The organism is Paenibacillus sp. VMFN-D1 (genome assembly GCF_003386155.1).
In the GTDB taxonomy this organism is placed as follows: Bacteria; Bacillota; Bacilli; order Paenibacillales; family Paenibacillaceae; genus Paenibacillus_AQ; species Paenibacillus_AQ favisporus.
The window spans coordinates 330,140-346,228 of the sequence record NZ_QRDU01000004.1 but is presented as its reverse complement, the minus strand read 5'-3'; the positions used below and the strand labels follow the sequence as shown (position 1 = coordinate 346,228).

The following is a 16,089-nucleotide window of genomic DNA, read 5'->3' as shown; positions in this document are numbered from 1 at the left end:
GCGTCTAAAGGAAGTTTTTCTTGCGAGATCAGGAAGCAGAAGCTCCGAAATTTATACTTTCTGATCTCTTAAATAAAACTCCGGATGCCTTCACAGGCGCTTCCGGAGTTCTTTGGATGAACGATGTTGTCAGGTCAGGATTTAACCCTCCACAGGGGTCAAAACAGCCTGCGGCTCCGGTTCGGGAATCATCTCCTTTTCCGTCCCCTCTCCTAACCGGATATAACGCCCAATAAATTGGCGTATCCTTCGTTCGTACTCTTTTTTGTCCACAAAATAAGCGTTCGCATGCGAAGCCCCCTGAACCACATAGACTTCCTTATCTCCTGCCGCGGCATCCACAAGACGGTGCAGCATCGCGTATGGAACAAAGGTATCGCGGTCCCCGTGAATAAAGAGAATCGGGAGCTTCGTCCGGGCGACCTGCTTCAACGCTGAGGCTTCTCCGAAGGAGTATCCTGCCCGCAGCTTGCACATCAGGCTGGTTGCCGGCAGCAGCGGAAATGGCGGGAGCTTATACATCTGCTTGAGCTGATGGGTCAAAATGTCACGCACTGACGTGTAGGCACAATCCGATACGATGCACTTCACCTGCCCGGGGAGCTCCTCCCCGCTTACCATCAGCACCGTCGCTCCGCCCATGGATACACCGTGCAGTATGATTTCCGCCCCGGGTCCGCTGCGGTCACTGACCGTGCCGATCCACCGCATAATATCTCTGCGGTCCGGCCAGCCAAACCCGATGTAATTCCCTCCGCTTTGGCCGTGCCCCCGGTTATCCGGCATCAGCACGTTCATGCCCATCTCATGGTACAGCTTAGCAAAAGCCCCCATTTCCCGGCCCTGGCTGGAATAGCCGTGCACGACGATGGCGGTTTGGCGGGCAGGCGTGGCTGCGGGGATGAAATATCCTTTGAGGGCAATTCCGTCCGAGGACGTCAGCTCCAACGTTTCAACAGGCTGGCTGTGGAGCCACTCCTCCTCAAGCTCCCAGGGGTGCTCTTCTTTGACCAGCGCCGGATCGGCTTCCAAAAACTCCTTCGTGCTGCGTTTGATGCCCACATTATAAAAATAAGCACTTGCCGCGGCCAGCAGCAAAACGATCACGGCCAGGCAAATGATGGCGACCCATACGGCGGTGAACATGATGGTGATCTTTCCCTCCCGGTCTTAGGCGAATATTGGATATGTATAAAATAACATTCCGCAGCACGGCATACAATGGCAGTTCCGCGTCCGTTCCTTTCGGTCACGCAAAAACAGCCCCTTCGGTCCATCACCGAAAGCGGCTGTTCGCTGTGCTGCAGGATCGTGCTACTTTTTGTTCTTCGCCATCGACCGCAGCGCTTCCCGGTAGGCGTTGTCCGTACTGTAGTCCGGCTTTGGCGCGGGCGGCTCCTCCTCCTTGGCCGGCGTGCCTCCGGCGAACTGCCGGAGAGCATCGCGGTAAGCCCGGTCGCCCTGCTGCTCTGCAGCCTGCGGCCTCCGGGTTGTCACCGGCACCGGCTCGGGTCTTCTTACCGGTTCAGAGGTCACCGGTCCTGTGGTTGCCGGCGGCGGTCCCTCCGCCTTCACAGGTTCAAGATGAGCAGCTGGCTCCGCCGTTTCTTGGACGGGTTCCTTTGCCTGCTTTTTCGCTGTTTTCTTGGACATCCGGGCATTGTAAATAAAAAGAAAAACCAGGGCGAGGACAGCCAAAACGATAAAGGCAATAATCATAGCCTGTACCTTACCTTGCTGCCGAGGAGAACCGTCCGGCCAATTCGGCTACGCGCTTGCCTAATGCTCGGCCCAGGGCGAGGTCGTTTTCGCCGGGCAGGTTTTTGGGATCGTCATCCGAAAGCTCCACGGGACACGTCACGCCCACGCCGTAATACGATCCGTACAGGGCGTTCTCCGGTATGTTTCCGGGAAGACCGACGACGATCATGCCGTTGTGAAGCATCGGCGTCAGCAGGTTGATCATGGTGGATTCCACCCCTCCGTGCACAGTTGCCGTCGTGCAGAACACCGCCCCGACTTTGTTGACCAGTTTGCCCTGCGCCCACAGGTAGCCAAGCCGGTCAATCCAATTTTTGAGTCCTGAGCTGATCGTTCCAAAATGTCCCGGACACCCCCATACGATAGCGTCCATATCCTCAAGTTTATAAATGTCCGCTTCATTGACGTGAGCGATCTCTGCCTCAGCCCCGTCTACGCTTTTAGCCCCTTCCCATACGGAACGCGCCAAGGCTTCCGTGTGGCCGTTTTCGCTGTCGTAAACCACGTACACTTTCATGTTTAACTCCCCTTTCATCAACTGGATTTCTTATTTATCCCCAGGGCGGCGTTCCTTTATCCGAGCGGCGATCCGGGAAATTCCTCTGCTGAATATGAATGGGGCAATTAGGAGATGCTCTTGGATATCTGTTTTCAATCGATAACCAGGAAGCAAACTTTAGGAGGGATCATGCTTATATGAATTCGCGTGCACTGCTGGTCAACGTTGTAGTCGTCATCATTGTGCTCGTCCTGGGCGGCGCGGCCATTTATTACTACAACCAGACGTCCAACTACATTAAAACCGACAACGCCCAGGTCACCGGGCAAGGGGTATCCATCACCGCACCAGCGGCCGGCAAGCTTACGACCTGGAACGGATCCGTCGGTAAATATTACAATTCAGGCGATGTCGTAGGAAGCGTCACTTCCGGAGGTACCCGGGTCGATATTACGTTCCCTGTGAACTCCACCATCGTTCAGCAAACAGCGGTTCCCAATTCTTTTGTATCCCCGGGAACCTCGCTGGCAAGAGCCTTCAACCTGAACAACCTGTGGGTTACAGCCAATATTGAAGAAACCAAGCTGGATAAAATCAAGGTCGGCCAAACCGTCGACGTCTACGTTGATGCTTTTCCGGATACGACGCTAACCGGCAAGATCGATCAAATCGGACTGGCTACCGCGTCTACGTTCTCGCTGTTTCCAACGACCAATTCCAACGCCAACTACACCAAAGTGACGCAAGTTATCCCTATCGTCGTAACCATTGAAGGATATAAAGGCCTCGGGCTCGTTCCAGGCATGAATGCGACCGTCCGAATCCATATTTAGGGGGCTTGTCTAATGGAAAATATACACTTGGGGCGGACGTTGACGGTGCTCATGCTCGGGGCGTTCGTCTCCATCCTGAACCAGACGCTGCTGAATGTGGCGATCCCCCACCTGATGAATGATTTCAACGTGTCCGCAACGACGGTGCAGTGGCTGTCCACCGCCTACATGCTGGTGAACGGCGTGCTCGTTCCGGTCACGGCTTTTCTGATTGAGTCCTACGGGACCCGGGTGCTCTTTATTACGGCCATGAGCCTATTCACCATCGGGGCGGTGCTCTGCGCCGTCAGCACCAACTTTCCGCTGATGCTGTTCGGCCGCGTTGTACAAGCCAGCGGGGCGGGGATCATTATGCCCGTCGTGATGAACGTGTTCCTGACGGTTTTCCCGCCCGAAAAACGCGGAACCGCGATGGGCATGATGGGGATTGCCATGATGTTCGCACCGGCGATCGGACCGACTTTATCGGGATGGATCGTGGAGCACTATACGTGGCGGATCCTGTTTTTCATGGTCATTCCGCTGGCCGTTCTTGATATACTGTTCGCCCTGAAGTGGCTGAAAAACATCAACCGCCTGACCAAACCGAAATTCGACTTCTGGGGCGTGGTCTTCTCTACCCTGGGCTTCGGGATCCTGCTGTACGGGTTCAGTTCCGCCGGAGACAAGGGCTGGACCAGCTTTACGGTGCTTGGCTCGCTGATTGTTGGCGCCATATTTATCATCCTGTTTATCGTGCGCGAGCTGAACATGGACTCGCCGATGCTCGATTTCCGCGTGTTTAAATACGACATCTTCTCGGTTTCGACGGTCGTCGGCGGCCTCGTCAACATGACGATGTTCGGGGCGATGCTGCTGCTTCCGATTTACCTCCAGAATATACGCGGGTTCACCCCGCTCCAGTCCGGTCTGCTCCTTCTGCCAGGGGCGATCCTGATGGGGATCATGTCCCCGATCTCGGGAGCGATTTTCGATAAAATCGGCGCACGGCCCCTGGCCATTATCGGGCTGCTCATCACCGCGGTCATGACCTTTGAATTCAGCCGGTTGACCGACGCTACGTCGTACTCGCATCTGATGATGCTTTACACGATTCGCAGCTTCGGCATGTCACTGATCATGATGTCGGTGCAGACCGAGGGACTCAACCAGCTTCCCTACTACCTCGGAAGCCACGGAACGGCGATGTCCAATACGATGCGGCAGGTGGCCGGGTCGATCGGGACCGCGCTGCTGGTGACGGTGATGTCGACGCGGACCACTTTTCACATCGCGGAATCGTCCACGCTCTATAACGAAGACAATCCGTTCATCATGCAGGATATCGCTGCACTTGGGCAGGAGGTTGCCACCACCGCAGGGGTTCCCGCCGAAACCGGCGTATCGCTGGCACTGCAGTCGGTGCTGGGGCTGGTGTCGTCGAATGCAAGCATCAACGGCATCAATGACGCCTTTATCGTGGCGACCTGGTTCGCCATCGCCGCCTTGTTCTTTTCCCTCTTCCTGCGCCGGGCGCGCAAAGGCAAACGGGCCGGCAGCCCGGCCAAGCAGCCCTAAGCTTCTAGACCCAAAGCGCAGCACCATCGATATTGGACCTCATGATTTGGGGTACATATACAAAGCCGCTATCCCGCATGGGATAACGGCTCTTTTATTTTTCGGACAAGATTTGCTTTTTTAGTCGTACAAGCAGGGCCCTTCACATAGGATGTAACAATGCGACAGACCGATGAAGGGGGTTTTCTTTGAATGAGTGTATGGATCAGCCATTTCCTGCTTGGCCTTTCCCTGGCCGCTCCGGTTGGTCCCATCAATGCGGCCCAGATGGACCGCGGGCTGCGTGGAGGCTTTTTACACGCGTGGCTGGTGGGCCTCGGGGCCATGGTGGCCGACGGAATATTTATGCTGCTTGTGTATTTCGGGGTCATTCATTTTCTTAACATCCCTTTTATGAAAACGTTTCTGCTGCTGTTCGGCTTCTTTATCCTGACTTATATCGGCGTAGAAAGCCTCCTGACCGCAGGAAAAGCGGGTATGGAAACCCGCAGCAGCAATGAATCGCATGTAAAATCCTTCAGCGCCGGCTTTATCATGTCCATCTCTAACCCGCTGTCTATCCTGTTCTGGATGGGGATTTACGGGTCGGTTCTCGCCGACATGATCGCCAAGTATGAAGCCAAAGAGGTGTTCCTGTACAGCTGTGCCATCATGGCCGGCCTCATGCTGTGGGATGTGCTGATGGCACTCGTGGCCAGCATGTTCCGGCGGGTGCTCACACAGCGCCTGGTCAGCGCGATTTCGGTCGTTTCCGGCATTTCGCTTATCGGATTCGGCCTCTACTTCGGATACGAGGCATACCGAATTTTGTTCGGGTCCTGATCGTTCTTGGGCCAGACTCTGCGTGCTCTTCGGTATCGTACGAGCCCTTCTTCGGCCCATCGGTTTTGTTCCAGAAATGGCGCATGACCAGCGTAACACAGCCAATCACGACGATAAATCCGAGGCTGATGAAGAAACCGGGCCGGCTGATTTTATGAAACAGCGTTCCGATCAGTGTCAGGGCGATCAGCGCCATGCCGATATACCGCTTGGCTTTGCCCCATCCGGTCAGCTCCAGCAGCTTGCCGGACGTGACGAGAATAAACATCCAGTTATACAGCAGCATCATGCCCGCGGCCGTCGTAATGTACTCATATACGCTTTTCGGCATCAGCAGAGCGGATACCACGGAAGCGAGAAGCCCCACAGCCGTCAGACCGATGGCCGGCAGGGGCTTCTTGCCTTCCTTCTTCTTGCCCTTGATGAAAAAGGACGGTGCGTCCCCGTCGCTGGCCAGCGTGACGATCATCGTCGTGACCGCAAACAGCGAGGCCGTCATCGTCGAGAAGCCGGCAATAATGAGGACCGCATTAAACAAATGCGGCACAAACGGCAGTTTATAATCGACAAGGGCCACCACAAACGGGCTCTCCTCGGCGGCATAGGATTTCCATGGCTCGAGAATAAGCGCCAGTCCGATGGAAATGACATAGATGGACACTAACAGCAGCAGCATCACTTTGCCAGCCTTCGGCGCGTCTTTGGGCTCCTTCAGCCTCATGGTCATCAGACCCAACGCTTCCAGTCCCCCGTATCCGTAAAAAGCAAAAATGAGCGCTGCCCAAAATCCTGTGAGCCCGCCCGGTATCCAATCCCGCGGAAAAGCAGGACCGTGAGCTTTGGTCGGGAGTACGCCGGATACCGCAAGAATGGCAATGACCATAAACATGAAGATCGCCGCAATTTTTAGCACGGCAAAAATGTTCTCCATTCGCTCGAATCCCTTGGTTCCAATCCAAATGATAAGCAGCCCGAGAACACCATAACCCGCCGCAAAGCACCACATCGGAACCTGCGGAAACCAAAAGCGCGAAAACAGGGCAAGTGCCGTTAATTGGCTCCCCATAATAAGCAGCTCCGACGACCAGTACACCCAGCCGCTGCTGAACCCTGCCCACCGGCCGAAAGCCTTCTTGGCATAGGAGCGGAACGAGCCCTCCATCGGGTCCTCCGCTGTCATTTGAGACAGCTTGTCATAGACCAGATAGGCCCCGAACGCTGCCAGGGCGTACGCAACGACCGCGGAAGGGCCGCCGATCTCAATCGCAATATGAGAGCCCAGGAAAAACCCCGTACCGACCGTGCAGGCCACCCCGAGGAGCGACAGCTGCCACCATTTCAGTTTCTTTTCTTTCGTCTGGGATCCTTGATTCTGTGCCATAAATGATTCCCTCCACGTATTGGTCGAACCCTGTTATCATCCCCTGGAGGTGACATCTTATGTACTTTATGGCGGGCCCCGAAATACCAAAAAACCGCAGCTGCAGGGACTTTTGTCATCCTGCAAACTGCGGCTTTGCAACAATAGATTTATGATTCCTTTTACGATTCGTTACTTCTTGATTCCCCAAGCTTTCAAAATGGCATCATGCACATACGTGTTTTCGTAGACGCCTGCAAACAGCTCGGCTCCGCTGCCCGTAGCCGTCAGCGGCACGTCCACGCCGGAGTGGCCGGAAGTCGTCCAGTCCACATAGAACTGATTCTTCGAGTTCGCGATGGCGAACGGACCGTCTTCCTTCGAGATGCCGTCTCCGGACTCGTCCTTGTCATCCGGCTCTTCGATCGTCAGGCCGCCTGTCTCATGGTCGGCCAGCACAAGCACCAGCGTGTCAGGATGCTTTTTCGCGAATTCCTTGGCGACGCCTACCGCTTTATCCAGCTCCTGGCCAGCTTTGATCGTCAGCTTGGCGTTATTTTCATGCGCCATTTCGTCCGTACCTTCTTCCTCCACCATCAGGAAAAAGCCCTTTTTATTCGTAGAGAGTGTATCGAGCGCCTTTTTCGTCATATCCACAAGCGGTACCGTCGGGTTGTACAGGTCGCCTTGTCCTTCCTCTCTTTGCTGGAACATTTCTTCATTGGCGAACAGGCCGAGAATTCTGCCGTTCTTCGCTTTGCTCAGCTCCTCTTTGTTCGTTACAAATTGATATCCGAGCTGCTTGGCTTTCTCCACCAGGTTGCCCTGAGTGCCCTTGCTGCCTTCCGACGGATCTTCAGCAGGCTGGTCCGGATGCGGCCCCGGCGTGCCTTGCGGATACCAGAAGTCCTCACCGCCGCCCAGCAGCACGTCTACTTTTTTCTCCAAGTATTGCTTGGCGATATCACTTTGCTTCGAGCGGTCCTCCACATGGGATGCAAATGCTGCAGGCGTTGCGTCGGTAATTTGGCTCGTCGTCACCAGACCCGTGGATTTGCCCTTCTCCTTGGCGATTTCAAGCAGCGTTTTGACCGGTTTTTTGTTGGCGTCCACGCCGACGGCTCCATTGTAAGTCTTCACGCCGCTGGCGATCGCCGTTGCCGCTGCAGCGGAGTCGGTAACCGTAGTTGTGGAATGGGTGCGAAGAAGTCCAACATATGGCATATCGTCCATTTGCAGCTTGCCGTTAACGCCAACGGTGCTCAGACGGATGGCATCGCGAGCTGCGGTGCCCATGCCGTCACCGACAAACAGGATCACGTTTTTGGCTTTGCCCGCATTGGGCGATGGGGCTTTCGGGTTTCCTTGGGCGCTGACCGAGCCCGTAAAGATTAAACTTGCCGCCGCACTCAGGCAGAAAGCGGTTTGAACCAGACGTTTACTGCGTTTCATTCATCATTCACTCCTTTAAAGGATTCTAGCATGTCCCCATTATAGGAGCCGATTGTTAAACGGGATGGCGGAGTTTGTAAAATGTATTTCATCTTTACAAAAAGGCACGGGGTTCGGGGCCGGACAGGCTCAAACTGGCTTCGGGTGAAATCTGTTTTCTTCTGGTCCCCGGATTATGATATATTTCATATCAGGAAGACCTATTTTTCATAGAAGTGGAGAAGGAGGAAACACAATTGGAATTCAGAATTGAGAAAGACACCATCGGCGAGATTAAGGTTCCGGCGGACAAGCTTTGGGCGGCGCAAACCCAGCGCAGCTTTGAAAATTTTGAAATCGGCACGGAGAAAATGCCCCTTGAGCTGATCCGTGAATTCGCTATCCTCAAGAAAAGCGCAGCTCTCGCCAATAAAGAGCTCGGCAAGCTGAATGCAGAGAAAGCGGACGCTATCGTCGCAGCGGCCGACGAAGTGATTGCCGGCAAACTGGACGATCATTTTCCGCTCGCCGTATGGCAGACCGGAAGCGGCACCCAGTCCAACATGAACGTTAACGAGGTCATCGCCAACCGGGGGAACCAGCTGCTTCAGGAACAAGGCAGCGACCAGCGTATCCACCCGAACGACGACGTCAACAAGTCGCAAAGCTCCAATGACACCTTCCCGACTGCTATGCATATTGCCGCCCTGATCGCCGTGGAGGATCAAGTCCTGCCTTCCCTGGTGAAGCTGAAGGAGACTTTCCGCGCGAAGAGCGAGCAGTTTATGGATATTATCAAGATCGGCCGGACCCACCTTCAGGACGCGACTCCGCTGACCTTGGGCCAGGAAATCAGCGGATGGCACCGGATGCTGGAGAAAAGCGAAGGCATGATCCGCAGCAGCCTGGAATCCCTGCGCGAGCTGGCGATCGGCGGGACCGCGGTAGGAACCGGGATTAACGCCCATCCGAAGTTCGGCGAGATGACGGCAGCCAATATCAGCAAGCTGACCGGCAAAACGTTCACATCGGCGGAAAACAAATTCCACGCGCTCACGAGCCATGACGAGATCGTCTATGTTCACGGCGCGCTGAAAGCGCTTGCCGCTGATCTCATGAAAATCGCCAACGACGTGCGCTGGCTGGCCAGCGGTCCGCGCTGCGGCATCGGCGAGCTGACGATCCCGGCCAATGAACCGGGCAGCTCCATCATGCCGGGCAAGGTCAACCCGACGCAGAGCGAAGCGCTGACGATGGTCGTCTGCCAGGTTATGGGCAACGATGCGGCGATCGGCTTCGCGGCGAGCCAAGGCAATTTCGAGCTGAACGTGTTCAAGCCGGTCATCATCTATAACTTCCTGCAGTCCGCCCGCCTGCTGGGCGACGCCATGCGCTCATTCAACGATCATTGCGCCGTGGGCATCGAACCAAACCGCGCAGTCATCGAGCGCAACCTGAATCAGTCGCTCATGCTCGTGACGGCGCTCAATCCGCATATCGGCTACGAAAACGCCGCCGCGGTCGCCAAGCTGGCACACAAGGAAGGCTTGACGCTGAAAGAAGCGGCCCTGAAGAGCAACCTGCTCACCGAAGAGCAGTTCGACGCGGTCGTGCGTCCGGAGGAAATGATTCATCCGAAGGAATAGTTTGGGATAGAAGCAAAAAAGTCGAGTGAAGGTCAGGATTCTCTGAACCTTGCTCGACTTTTTTATTTCTCTCTCCATACGCCCCTCAGCTTGTCATTGCCCCTTGGTCTGTCCCAGCGGCGGCAACTTTACTGCGCACCACCTGGATTTCCTTCTGCTTTCTAGCGGCGTAATAACGCCGGAAGCGGATGGAATAACCGAGCACGTACAGCACCAGCAGCGAGGCCAGCGTGTTCAGCACCACGAGCGACACATGCAGATCGAAAAAGTACGTCAGCACGCCGGTGCCGACAACCGGTACGATAAACCCGGCATAGCCGGCAAGGTAGAAGGTCGTGATGACCTTTGACCGAGCCTCGGCGTGCGGCAGCTCACCTGCCAGACGCAAGCTGATTTGGAACGTCCAGCCGCTGCCAAGGGCTTGAACCAGCACCCCGATCCACAGCAGAACGATGCTTCCGGTGGATCCTGAGAAGACGACCAGCCATGCCCCGATCGACAGCAGCGCGACGCCCAGCCGCAGACGGGTAACCGGTTCGTTCGCCAGCGGCAACAATTGCAGCAGGGCCCCTCCTCCAAGCAGCAGCAGGATCAGCAGGCCGGAGACGGACAGGTTGGATGAATGGAGCACGCTTTTCACAAAGGAAGGAATCAGGGACAAAATAATACCATTCAGCGTAAACAGCGTAAAGATCGGCAGGGCGCTGAACGACCAGAAATGCGGGCTGATCTCGGACGGCACTCCCAGCGATATCGGTGCAGGTGCCGCTTTGGGCTTGCCTTTTTGCGCCAGAAAATCGGCATCCTTTAACGTTTCCAGAGCCATCCACGCGGTCACCAATAATACCGTCAACAGCCAGAATGGAACGCGCAGCGGCATCAAGTGCAGATACTGAATGACGAGTCCCGTCAAAGCCGGACCGAGACCGAATCCGACCGAGACCGTTATACCCGATAAGGTGATGGCCAGCGGGATTTTATCACCCGGCGTCTGCTTCAGCAGAAACGCCACCGCGGTACCGGTAAACGTCCCGTATGCGATCCCCTCCAGAATCCTTGCGGCATACACGAGCCATGCCTGCTGACTGCCCATAAATACCAGAGTGGCAAGAATGGAGATCCATATACTGATCCGGAGCACCCGCTTAAGCCCCCAACCGCTTCCCCGGGATCCGGAGACCAGCAGTGACGGCAGCAGGAACAAGGCGTATACCGCAAATAAAATCGTGATCTGCAGGCTGCTTAAATGGTAACGCTCCTGATAGAGCGGAAATAACGGGGACGTAAACGTCGCCCCGATCGACATCATCAAAATGATCCAAAGCATGCGTTTCATATGATCACCCTCACTTTTATTGGAATGTTCGTTCAAGAAAAAGGTATAAAAATCGGCCTCCTCCCTACAAAAGGGAGAAGCAGCCGGTGCGGCAACTGCATTTATCTGAACGATCGTTCAAGAAAATCTCAAAAAATAGGGTCCAGACTCGCTGGAAACTTACCCTTTTCTATTTATCTTTAAAAAATCGTAGACACCGCGACGGCACAAATATCCTCCAGTACGCCGCGATCAGCCGTCGTCCGGGCCATGACATGGACGCCCTGCTTGACGCCGTTCAAAAAACGGGCCAGCTGGCGCGGACTTTGCTTGCTTCGCACCAGTCCTTTGTTTTGCGCCCGCATCAAGAAGCTGAACAGCAGTCCTTCCGTATGCATATAGTGCGCATCGATCCGGCTGGCGACGTTCGGTACATAAGCTACCGCTCCCAGGGTCGTGTTCGTCATAAGGCAGCCGCGCCCACGGGCCGCATTACTCAGTGAAACGTCCATCACTCTGGAAAAATAACGCTCCAGCTGCTCCTTGGGCGAGTCGCTGTCCTCTTTTAAAATATAGTTGTAATTCTCGTCCGCCCTTGCACTGAAACGGTCCAGGCAGGCCAAAAACAGCTCATGCTTGTCGCCGAACGTATCGTACAGGCTGCCCCGGTGAATCCCGAGATGATCGCATAAATCCTGGATGGAGGTGCTCTCATAGCCCTTCTCCCAGAACAGGTCCAGCGCCTGGTCGACGGCTTTCTCCTGGTCGAATTCCTTGTGTCTGCCCATACCGTAAACGCCCCTTTCTTGATCCTGATGTGAGGATAACATTTTCTTGAACGCGCAGTCAAGTATTATGCACAAAAACAGGCGGGACGCCCCCGATCTTCACGATCTCCTTAAGGGCGCCCCGACGTCGTATCGCTGCTATGAATGGAAAATGGTCTTTTTGGCCAAAGCCCGAGGGCCGATTATTCGTTATCCTGGGTTGGCTGCTGGCTGAACGCTTCTTTGGCGTCCTCCACCATTTCTTTGGCGAACTCTTCTCTTTGTTTGTCCGGTACCGGCATTTTGTTCAGCTCGGTTCTTTGGACTTCGTACTTACTTGGCTCTTGATCATTGTGATTCGTCATGTCCGGGTGCACCTCCTTTAATTGCAAAAAACTGCCCAAGTGGTAGGATGCACCAATCCGGTTCTTTTATGCATACCGCGCCTTCCAGAGCCGCTTAATTGGCCTTTATCAGCAGCGCCTCCGGCCGGTCAAGCTGGTACAAGCTGCGGTATCGGGGCTCGTTCTCCATCAGTTCGGCATGACTGCCGCGCATCACGATCCTGCCGTCCTCCATAAACACGATTTCGTCCATGTGCTCCGCTCCGGCCAAATGATGCGTCACCCAGATCAGCGACTTCCCCTGCAGCGAATCGAGCATGATCCGGATCAGCGCATTCTCCGTCCGGGGGTCGAGGCCAACCGTCGGTTCGTCCAGTAGGACCACCGGGTTGTTCCGCAGCCAGATCCGGGCCAAAGCGATCCGCTGGCGCTCGCCTCCGGAGAATCGCTGCCCGGTCTCGTGCATCCGGGTATGGTAGCGGTCCGGCAGCGATTCGATCAGCCGGTCAAGCTTCACCTGCCGGGCGGCCCGCTCGATATCCTCCTCGCCGGCATCCTGGCTGCCGAGCCGGATATTGTTGGCCATGCTCGTATCGAACAGATGCGGATTCTGGTTCAGCACGGAAACGATATGGGGCATATGCTCCCCGATCGCCGCGGCCGGGACGCCGTTCAGCGTGACCTCGCCTTCGCCGGGGGCAAGCGCCCCTTCCAGCAGTTTAAGCAGGGTCGATTTGCCCGCACCGCTTCGTCCGATGATGGCGACCTTTTTGCCCTGCGGAATATCGAGGGATATATCCCGCAGTGTCCAGGACGAATCGCCTTCATAGCGAAAGCCGGCGCCTTCCACCCGAATATGAACGGCGCCGCCGGCCATCTCTGCGGCTTGATCTCCGCTCACCTGTCCGTTTCCGTATCCGTTCACGTTAGACTCCTCCCCTTCCAAATCCGAGAGCCGCCGCAGGGAATCCCGGTAGCGGGGGAGATGCTCCACGGCTTCCGAGACCGGGAGCAGCGCATCCGTTACCGGGAACACGACAAGCACAAAGGCCGCGATCAGCACGGCCGGCAGCTTCCCGTCCGCATGCATCCCTGCCGCCCAGGCCAGCACCGTCAGCAGGATCAGGCCGACAACGCACTGAGCGGCCAGCTGCCTGAAGCGTACCCAGGTTCGGAGCTTCGCATCCGTTCGGGCAGCTTCCCCGGCCTCCGCCTCGTATGCCGCCAGAAACTGGGCCTCCCGGCCGCTGATCACCCAGTCGCCCATACCCAGCACGGCATCGGTCAGCTGCCGGTACATGCCGGCTTTCTGTGTTTTGGCCAGCTTCGTTTGGGCCTTGGTCATCATCAGGGACAGCCACGGCAGAATACCGACAAGGATGAACATATACAGCGCCAGGACCAGGGCAAAGCGAAGATCCCAGCGGCCCACCGCCGCTGCGGCTGCCGCGTACATGACCAGCGCCGACGCTCCGGGAAACACGGTCCGCAAATACACATCCTGCAGATGCTCGATGTCGGCGGACAGCACGCCCAATACGTCTCCTGCGCGAAACCGCGACTGGATCCAGAGCGCCTGCGGCTCCAGGATCCGGTACAGCCGCTCGCGCATGGAGGATACGATCCGAAGGACCGTATCATGACCCGCCAGCCGTTCGGCATAGAACAGGACGGCCCGCCCGATGCCGAACGTGCGGACGAGCACGATCGGCACGTATACCATCAGAATGTTCTCCGGGCGCAGCGCCGATTTGGAGATCAGCAGTCCGGAGGTGAACATCAGGCCTGCCGCGAACAGCAGCGCGAGACTGCCAAGCCCGATAATCAGCAGGCAGCGTCCCCAGTGGGCCCGGATGTACGGTAATATCCATCCTTCTTTTCTCACCTTACTCCCTCCATTTGCGATCGAATCAAAGCGTCATACGCCCCGCCCTTGCCGAGCAGCCCCGAATGGGTGCCCTCCTCGACGATCCTGCCCTGATCCATCACCAATACCCGGTCCATATCGGGCATCCAGTGCAGACGGTGGGTGGCCAGAAAAACAAGCTTGCCCCGGAACAGGCGCAGCATCGTTTGCTTCAGTTCATACTCGGTTTCAATATCGAGATGGGCCGTCGGCTCATCCAGCAAAATAATCGGCCGGTCGCTCAGAAAAGCTCTGGCGAGCGCCACGCGCTGCGCCTGCCCGCCGCTCAGCTGGCGCCCGCCCTCGCCGATCGGCTCATCCAGGCCACCCGGCAGACTGCGAACCAGCCCGGCAAGGCCGGCTGCTTCCACAGCCTGCAGCGCTTCCTCCCGGGACGCCTCCGGCGAGTAGAACCGGATGTTGTCCAGCAGGGAGCAGCTGAACAGATACGGATGCTGCGGGATATAGGTGATCTGGCTGCGCCACGCTTCACCGGCCAGCGAACCGACCGGCGTCCCGTTCAGGCAAATCTCGCCTGCATCGGGTGCGAGGAACCCGCCCAGCATGTCGATCAGCGTGGATTTGCCGGCGCCGCTGGTACCGATGATGCCGATGGTCGGCATGCCCTGAACCTCAAAGGACGCGTCATCCAAGGAACGAGGGCTCTGAGGGTTCTGAGGGCTCTGCCCCCGCCTTTGCTCCTGCCCGGCCCCATCCATACGGCCATCTGCGGGCCGGTCAGCACCACTCACCCGTCCGCGTTCAGCACCATCCGTCTCCGGTGCTGAACCGTACGCCTCAGCCTGGTGCTGCACGGTCACCCCCGACAGCGTCAGCCGGCTGAACGGCGACCAGCGCCAATCGGCGCCCGGACCCGGCGCTCCGTCGGAATCAGCCGGCTCTCCCGCCGGCCGGTCCAGGATGGACTGCATCACGGCACCCGCCTCTTTGCCGTCCTGCGTCGCATGGAAATCCGTGCCGACCTGCCGGACGGGCAGGAAATATTCCGGTGCCAGGATCAGCACCGTCAGCGCGGTGACCAGCTCAAGCTGGCCGTTCACGAGCCGCAGGCCAAGGCCGACGGCGACGACGGCCACCGACAGCATCGTGAAGAAGTCGAGCGCGAACGAGGACAGGAACGCGACGCGCAGCGTGCGCATCGTCGCCGTCCGGTAGCGGTCGCTCACCTTGGCTACCGATGCGCCGTGCTCCCGGCTCTGCCCCAGCAGCTTCAGCGTCTCCAGGCCGCGCAGCGAATCGACGAAGTGGTTGGACAGCACCCGGAAGGTGTCCATCTGCTTCTCGGCCTGCTTGCGGGCTGCCAGCCCGATGAGGATCATGAAGGCGATCAGGATCGGCATGGAGACCAGCAGAATGACGCCGGACGTGATGTCGCGGAAAAAGACGTAGGCCAGAATCAGCCAAGGAATGATGGACATGCCTGCCATCCGGGGCAGGATCAGCTCCAGGTATTTGCGGAACTTCTCCGTCCCTTCGAGGGCCAGCGTGACCAGATGGCCCGTGCCTTCGGTTCGCGCAAACCGCGGGCCGAGCCGGAACAGCTTGCGCAGCACCCGCCCCCGGACATCGGCCGTGGTGCGGTCCGCAAACGCGCTGCCGATTTTCTGCTGCAGCAGTCCGAGCCCGTGCCGGAGCAGGAAGGCACCAAGGAACAGCGCGATCCTGCCGGTCTGCCCGGATAGCGGCGCCCCGGCGAACAGGGCCGATACGGCCTCGGCCAGCCCTTTGGCCATCATCAGGATGGAGACGCCTTGCAGAACCGTCAGGAGCAGCATGACGGCGAAAACGGGCTTTATCCCTTTGTAACCCAGCAGCTGCTTATCCATT

At 57.1% G+C, this 16,089-nt stretch carries 14 protein-coding genes; 4 read left to right on the top strand and 10 right to left on the bottom strand.

Going from position 1 to position 16,089, the window contains the following annotated elements:
* Positions 1–141: 141 nt before the first annotated feature.
* The 3 genes from C7820_RS25445 to C7820_RS25435 form a co-directional block, all read right to left on the bottom strand.
* The gene (locus C7820_RS25445) at positions 142–1,146 is read right to left on the bottom strand and encodes an alpha/beta hydrolase (RefSeq protein ID WP_116233408.1); all 1,005 of its coding nucleotides are present in this window, start codon (positions 1,144–1,146) and stop codon (positions 142–144) included.
* A 168-nt stretch (positions 1,147–1,314) separates the two neighbouring features.
* Positions 1,315–1,719, bottom strand: coding sequence for a hypothetical protein (locus C7820_RS25440; protein ID WP_116233407.1), 405 nt, complete (start codon positions 1,717–1,719; stop codon positions 1,315–1,317).
* A 10-nt stretch (positions 1,720–1,729) separates the two neighbouring features.
* A complete protein-coding gene (locus tag C7820_RS25435) occupies positions 1,730–2,278 on the bottom strand; it encodes an NAD(P)H-dependent oxidoreductase (RefSeq protein WP_116233406.1) in 549 nt (182 codons plus the stop codon).
* 179 nt (positions 2,279–2,457) lie between these two features.
* Here C7820_RS25435 and C7820_RS25430 point away from each other — a divergent pair, with 179 nt between their 5' ends.
* The 3 genes from C7820_RS25430 (at position 2,458) to C7820_RS25420 (ending at position 5,472) form a co-directional block, all read left to right on the top strand.
* Positions 2,458–3,093 (top strand): HlyD family secretion protein, encoded by a 636-nt coding sequence (locus C7820_RS25430; protein WP_116233405.1) that lies wholly within the window; start codon positions 2,458–2,460, stop codon positions 3,091–3,093.
* 12 nt (positions 3,094–3,105) lie between these two features.
* Entirely contained in the window at positions 3,106–4,650 is a 1,545-nt protein-coding gene (locus C7820_RS25425) for a DHA2 family efflux MFS transporter permease subunit (RefSeq protein WP_116233404.1), read from the top strand.
* A 192-nt stretch (positions 4,651–4,842) separates the two neighbouring features.
* Positions 4,843–5,472 carry a LysE family transporter gene (locus C7820_RS25420; RefSeq protein WP_116233403.1) on the top strand — a complete coding sequence of 210 codons (630 nt, stop codon included), beginning with the start codon at positions 4,843–4,845 and terminating at the stop codon, positions 5,470–5,472.
* Here the strand turns inward: C7820_RS25420 and C7820_RS25415 are convergent.
* Together C7820_RS25415 and C7820_RS25410 are read right to left on the bottom strand one after the other, a co-directional pair.
* Positions 5,414–6,853 carry an amino acid permease gene (locus tag C7820_RS25415; protein WP_116233402.1) on the bottom strand — a complete coding sequence of 480 codons (1,440 nt, stop codon included), beginning with the start codon at positions 6,851–6,853 and terminating at the stop codon, positions 5,414–5,416. The genes C7820_RS25420 and C7820_RS25415 overlap by 59 nt on opposite strands.
* 171 nt (positions 6,854–7,024) lie before the next feature.
* Positions 7,025–8,284 (bottom strand): alkaline phosphatase, encoded by a 1,260-nt coding sequence (locus tag C7820_RS25410; protein WP_116233401.1) that lies wholly within the window; start codon positions 8,282–8,284, stop codon positions 7,025–7,027.
* A gap of 236 nt (positions 8,285–8,520) precedes the next feature.
* Between C7820_RS25410 and fumC the strand changes: the two genes are divergently transcribed.
* Positions 8,521–9,909, top strand: a complete 1,389-nt coding sequence (fumC, locus tag C7820_RS25405) for a class II fumarate hydratase (RefSeq protein WP_076171931.1) — start codon at positions 8,521–8,523, stop codon at positions 9,907–9,909.
* Positions 9,910–9,994: 85 nt separating this feature from the next.
* Here fumC and C7820_RS25400 read toward each other — a convergent pair whose 3' ends face one another.
* The 5 genes from C7820_RS25400 to C7820_RS25385 form a co-directional block, all read right to left on the bottom strand.
* Positions 9,995–11,350, bottom strand: coding sequence for an MFS transporter (locus tag C7820_RS25400; protein WP_258875434.1), 1,356 nt, complete (start codon positions 11,348–11,350; stop codon positions 9,995–9,997).
* 74 nt (positions 11,351–11,424) lie between these two features.
* Complete coding sequence (locus tag C7820_RS25395; protein ID WP_181909195.1) at positions 11,425–12,012, bottom strand: TetR/AcrR family transcriptional regulator; 588 nt, start codon at positions 12,010–12,012, stop codon at positions 11,425–11,427.
* 182 nt (positions 12,013–12,194) lie between these two features.
* On the bottom strand, positions 12,195–12,356 hold the full coding sequence (locus C7820_RS33570) for a hypothetical protein (protein ID WP_181909194.1): 162 nt from the start codon (positions 12,354–12,356) through the stop codon (positions 12,195–12,197).
* 94 nt (positions 12,357–12,450) lie between these two features.
* Positions 12,451–14,220 carry a thiol reductant ABC exporter subunit CydC gene (cydC, locus tag C7820_RS25390; protein ID WP_116233398.1) on the bottom strand — a complete coding sequence of 590 codons (1,770 nt, stop codon included), beginning with the start codon at positions 14,218–14,220 and terminating at the stop codon, positions 12,451–12,453.
* Positions 14,217–16,088 carry an ABC transporter ATP-binding protein/permease gene (locus C7820_RS25385; RefSeq protein WP_116233397.1) on the bottom strand — a complete coding sequence of 624 codons (1,872 nt, stop codon included), beginning with the start codon at positions 16,086–16,088 and terminating at the stop codon, positions 14,217–14,219. Before C7820_RS25385 ends, cydC begins: the two co-directional genes overlap by 4 nt.
* Between the last annotated feature and the right edge of the window lies 1 nt (position 16,089).

Bases quoted from the DNA above. Each gene is read 5' to 3' on its own strand.
- C7820_RS25445 (WP_116233408.1), bottom strand. From the start codon at position 1,146: ATGTTCACCGCCGTATGGGTCGCCATCATTTGCCTGGCCGTGATCGTT.
- C7820_RS25440 (WP_116233407.1), bottom strand. From the start codon at position 1,719: ATGATTATTGCCTTTATCGTTTTGGCTGTCCTCGCCCTGGTTTTTCTT.
- C7820_RS25435 (WP_116233406.1), bottom strand. From the start codon at position 2,278: ATGAAAGTGTACGTGGTTTACGACAGCGAAAACGGCCACACGGAAGCC.
- C7820_RS25430 (WP_116233405.1), top strand. From the start codon at position 2,458: ATGAATTCGCGTGCACTGCTGGTCAACGTTGTAGTCGTCATCATTGTG.
- C7820_RS25425 (WP_116233404.1), top strand. From the start codon at position 3,106: ATGGAAAATATACACTTGGGGCGGACGTTGACGGTGCTCATGCTCGGG.
- C7820_RS25420 (WP_116233403.1), top strand. From the start codon at position 4,843: ATGAGTGTATGGATCAGCCATTTCCTGCTTGGCCTTTCCCTGGCCGCT.
- C7820_RS25415 (WP_116233402.1), bottom strand. From the start codon at position 6,853: ATGGCACAGAATCAAGGATCCCAGACGAAAGAAAAGAAACTGAAATGG.
- C7820_RS25410 (WP_116233401.1), bottom strand. From the start codon at position 8,284: ATGAAACGCAGTAAACGTCTGGTTCAAACCGCTTTCTGCCTGAGTGCG.
- C7820_RS25395 (WP_181909195.1), bottom strand. From the start codon at position 12,012: ATGGGCAGACACAAGGAATTCGACCAGGAGAAAGCCGTCGACCAGGCG.
- C7820_RS33570 (WP_181909194.1), bottom strand. From the start codon at position 12,356: ATGACGAATCACAATGATCAAGAGCCAAGTAAGTACGAAGTCCAAAGA.
- C7820_RS25385 (WP_116233397.1), bottom strand. From the start codon at position 16,088: ATGGATAAGCAGCTGCTGGGTTACAAAGGGATAAAGCCCGTTTTCGCC.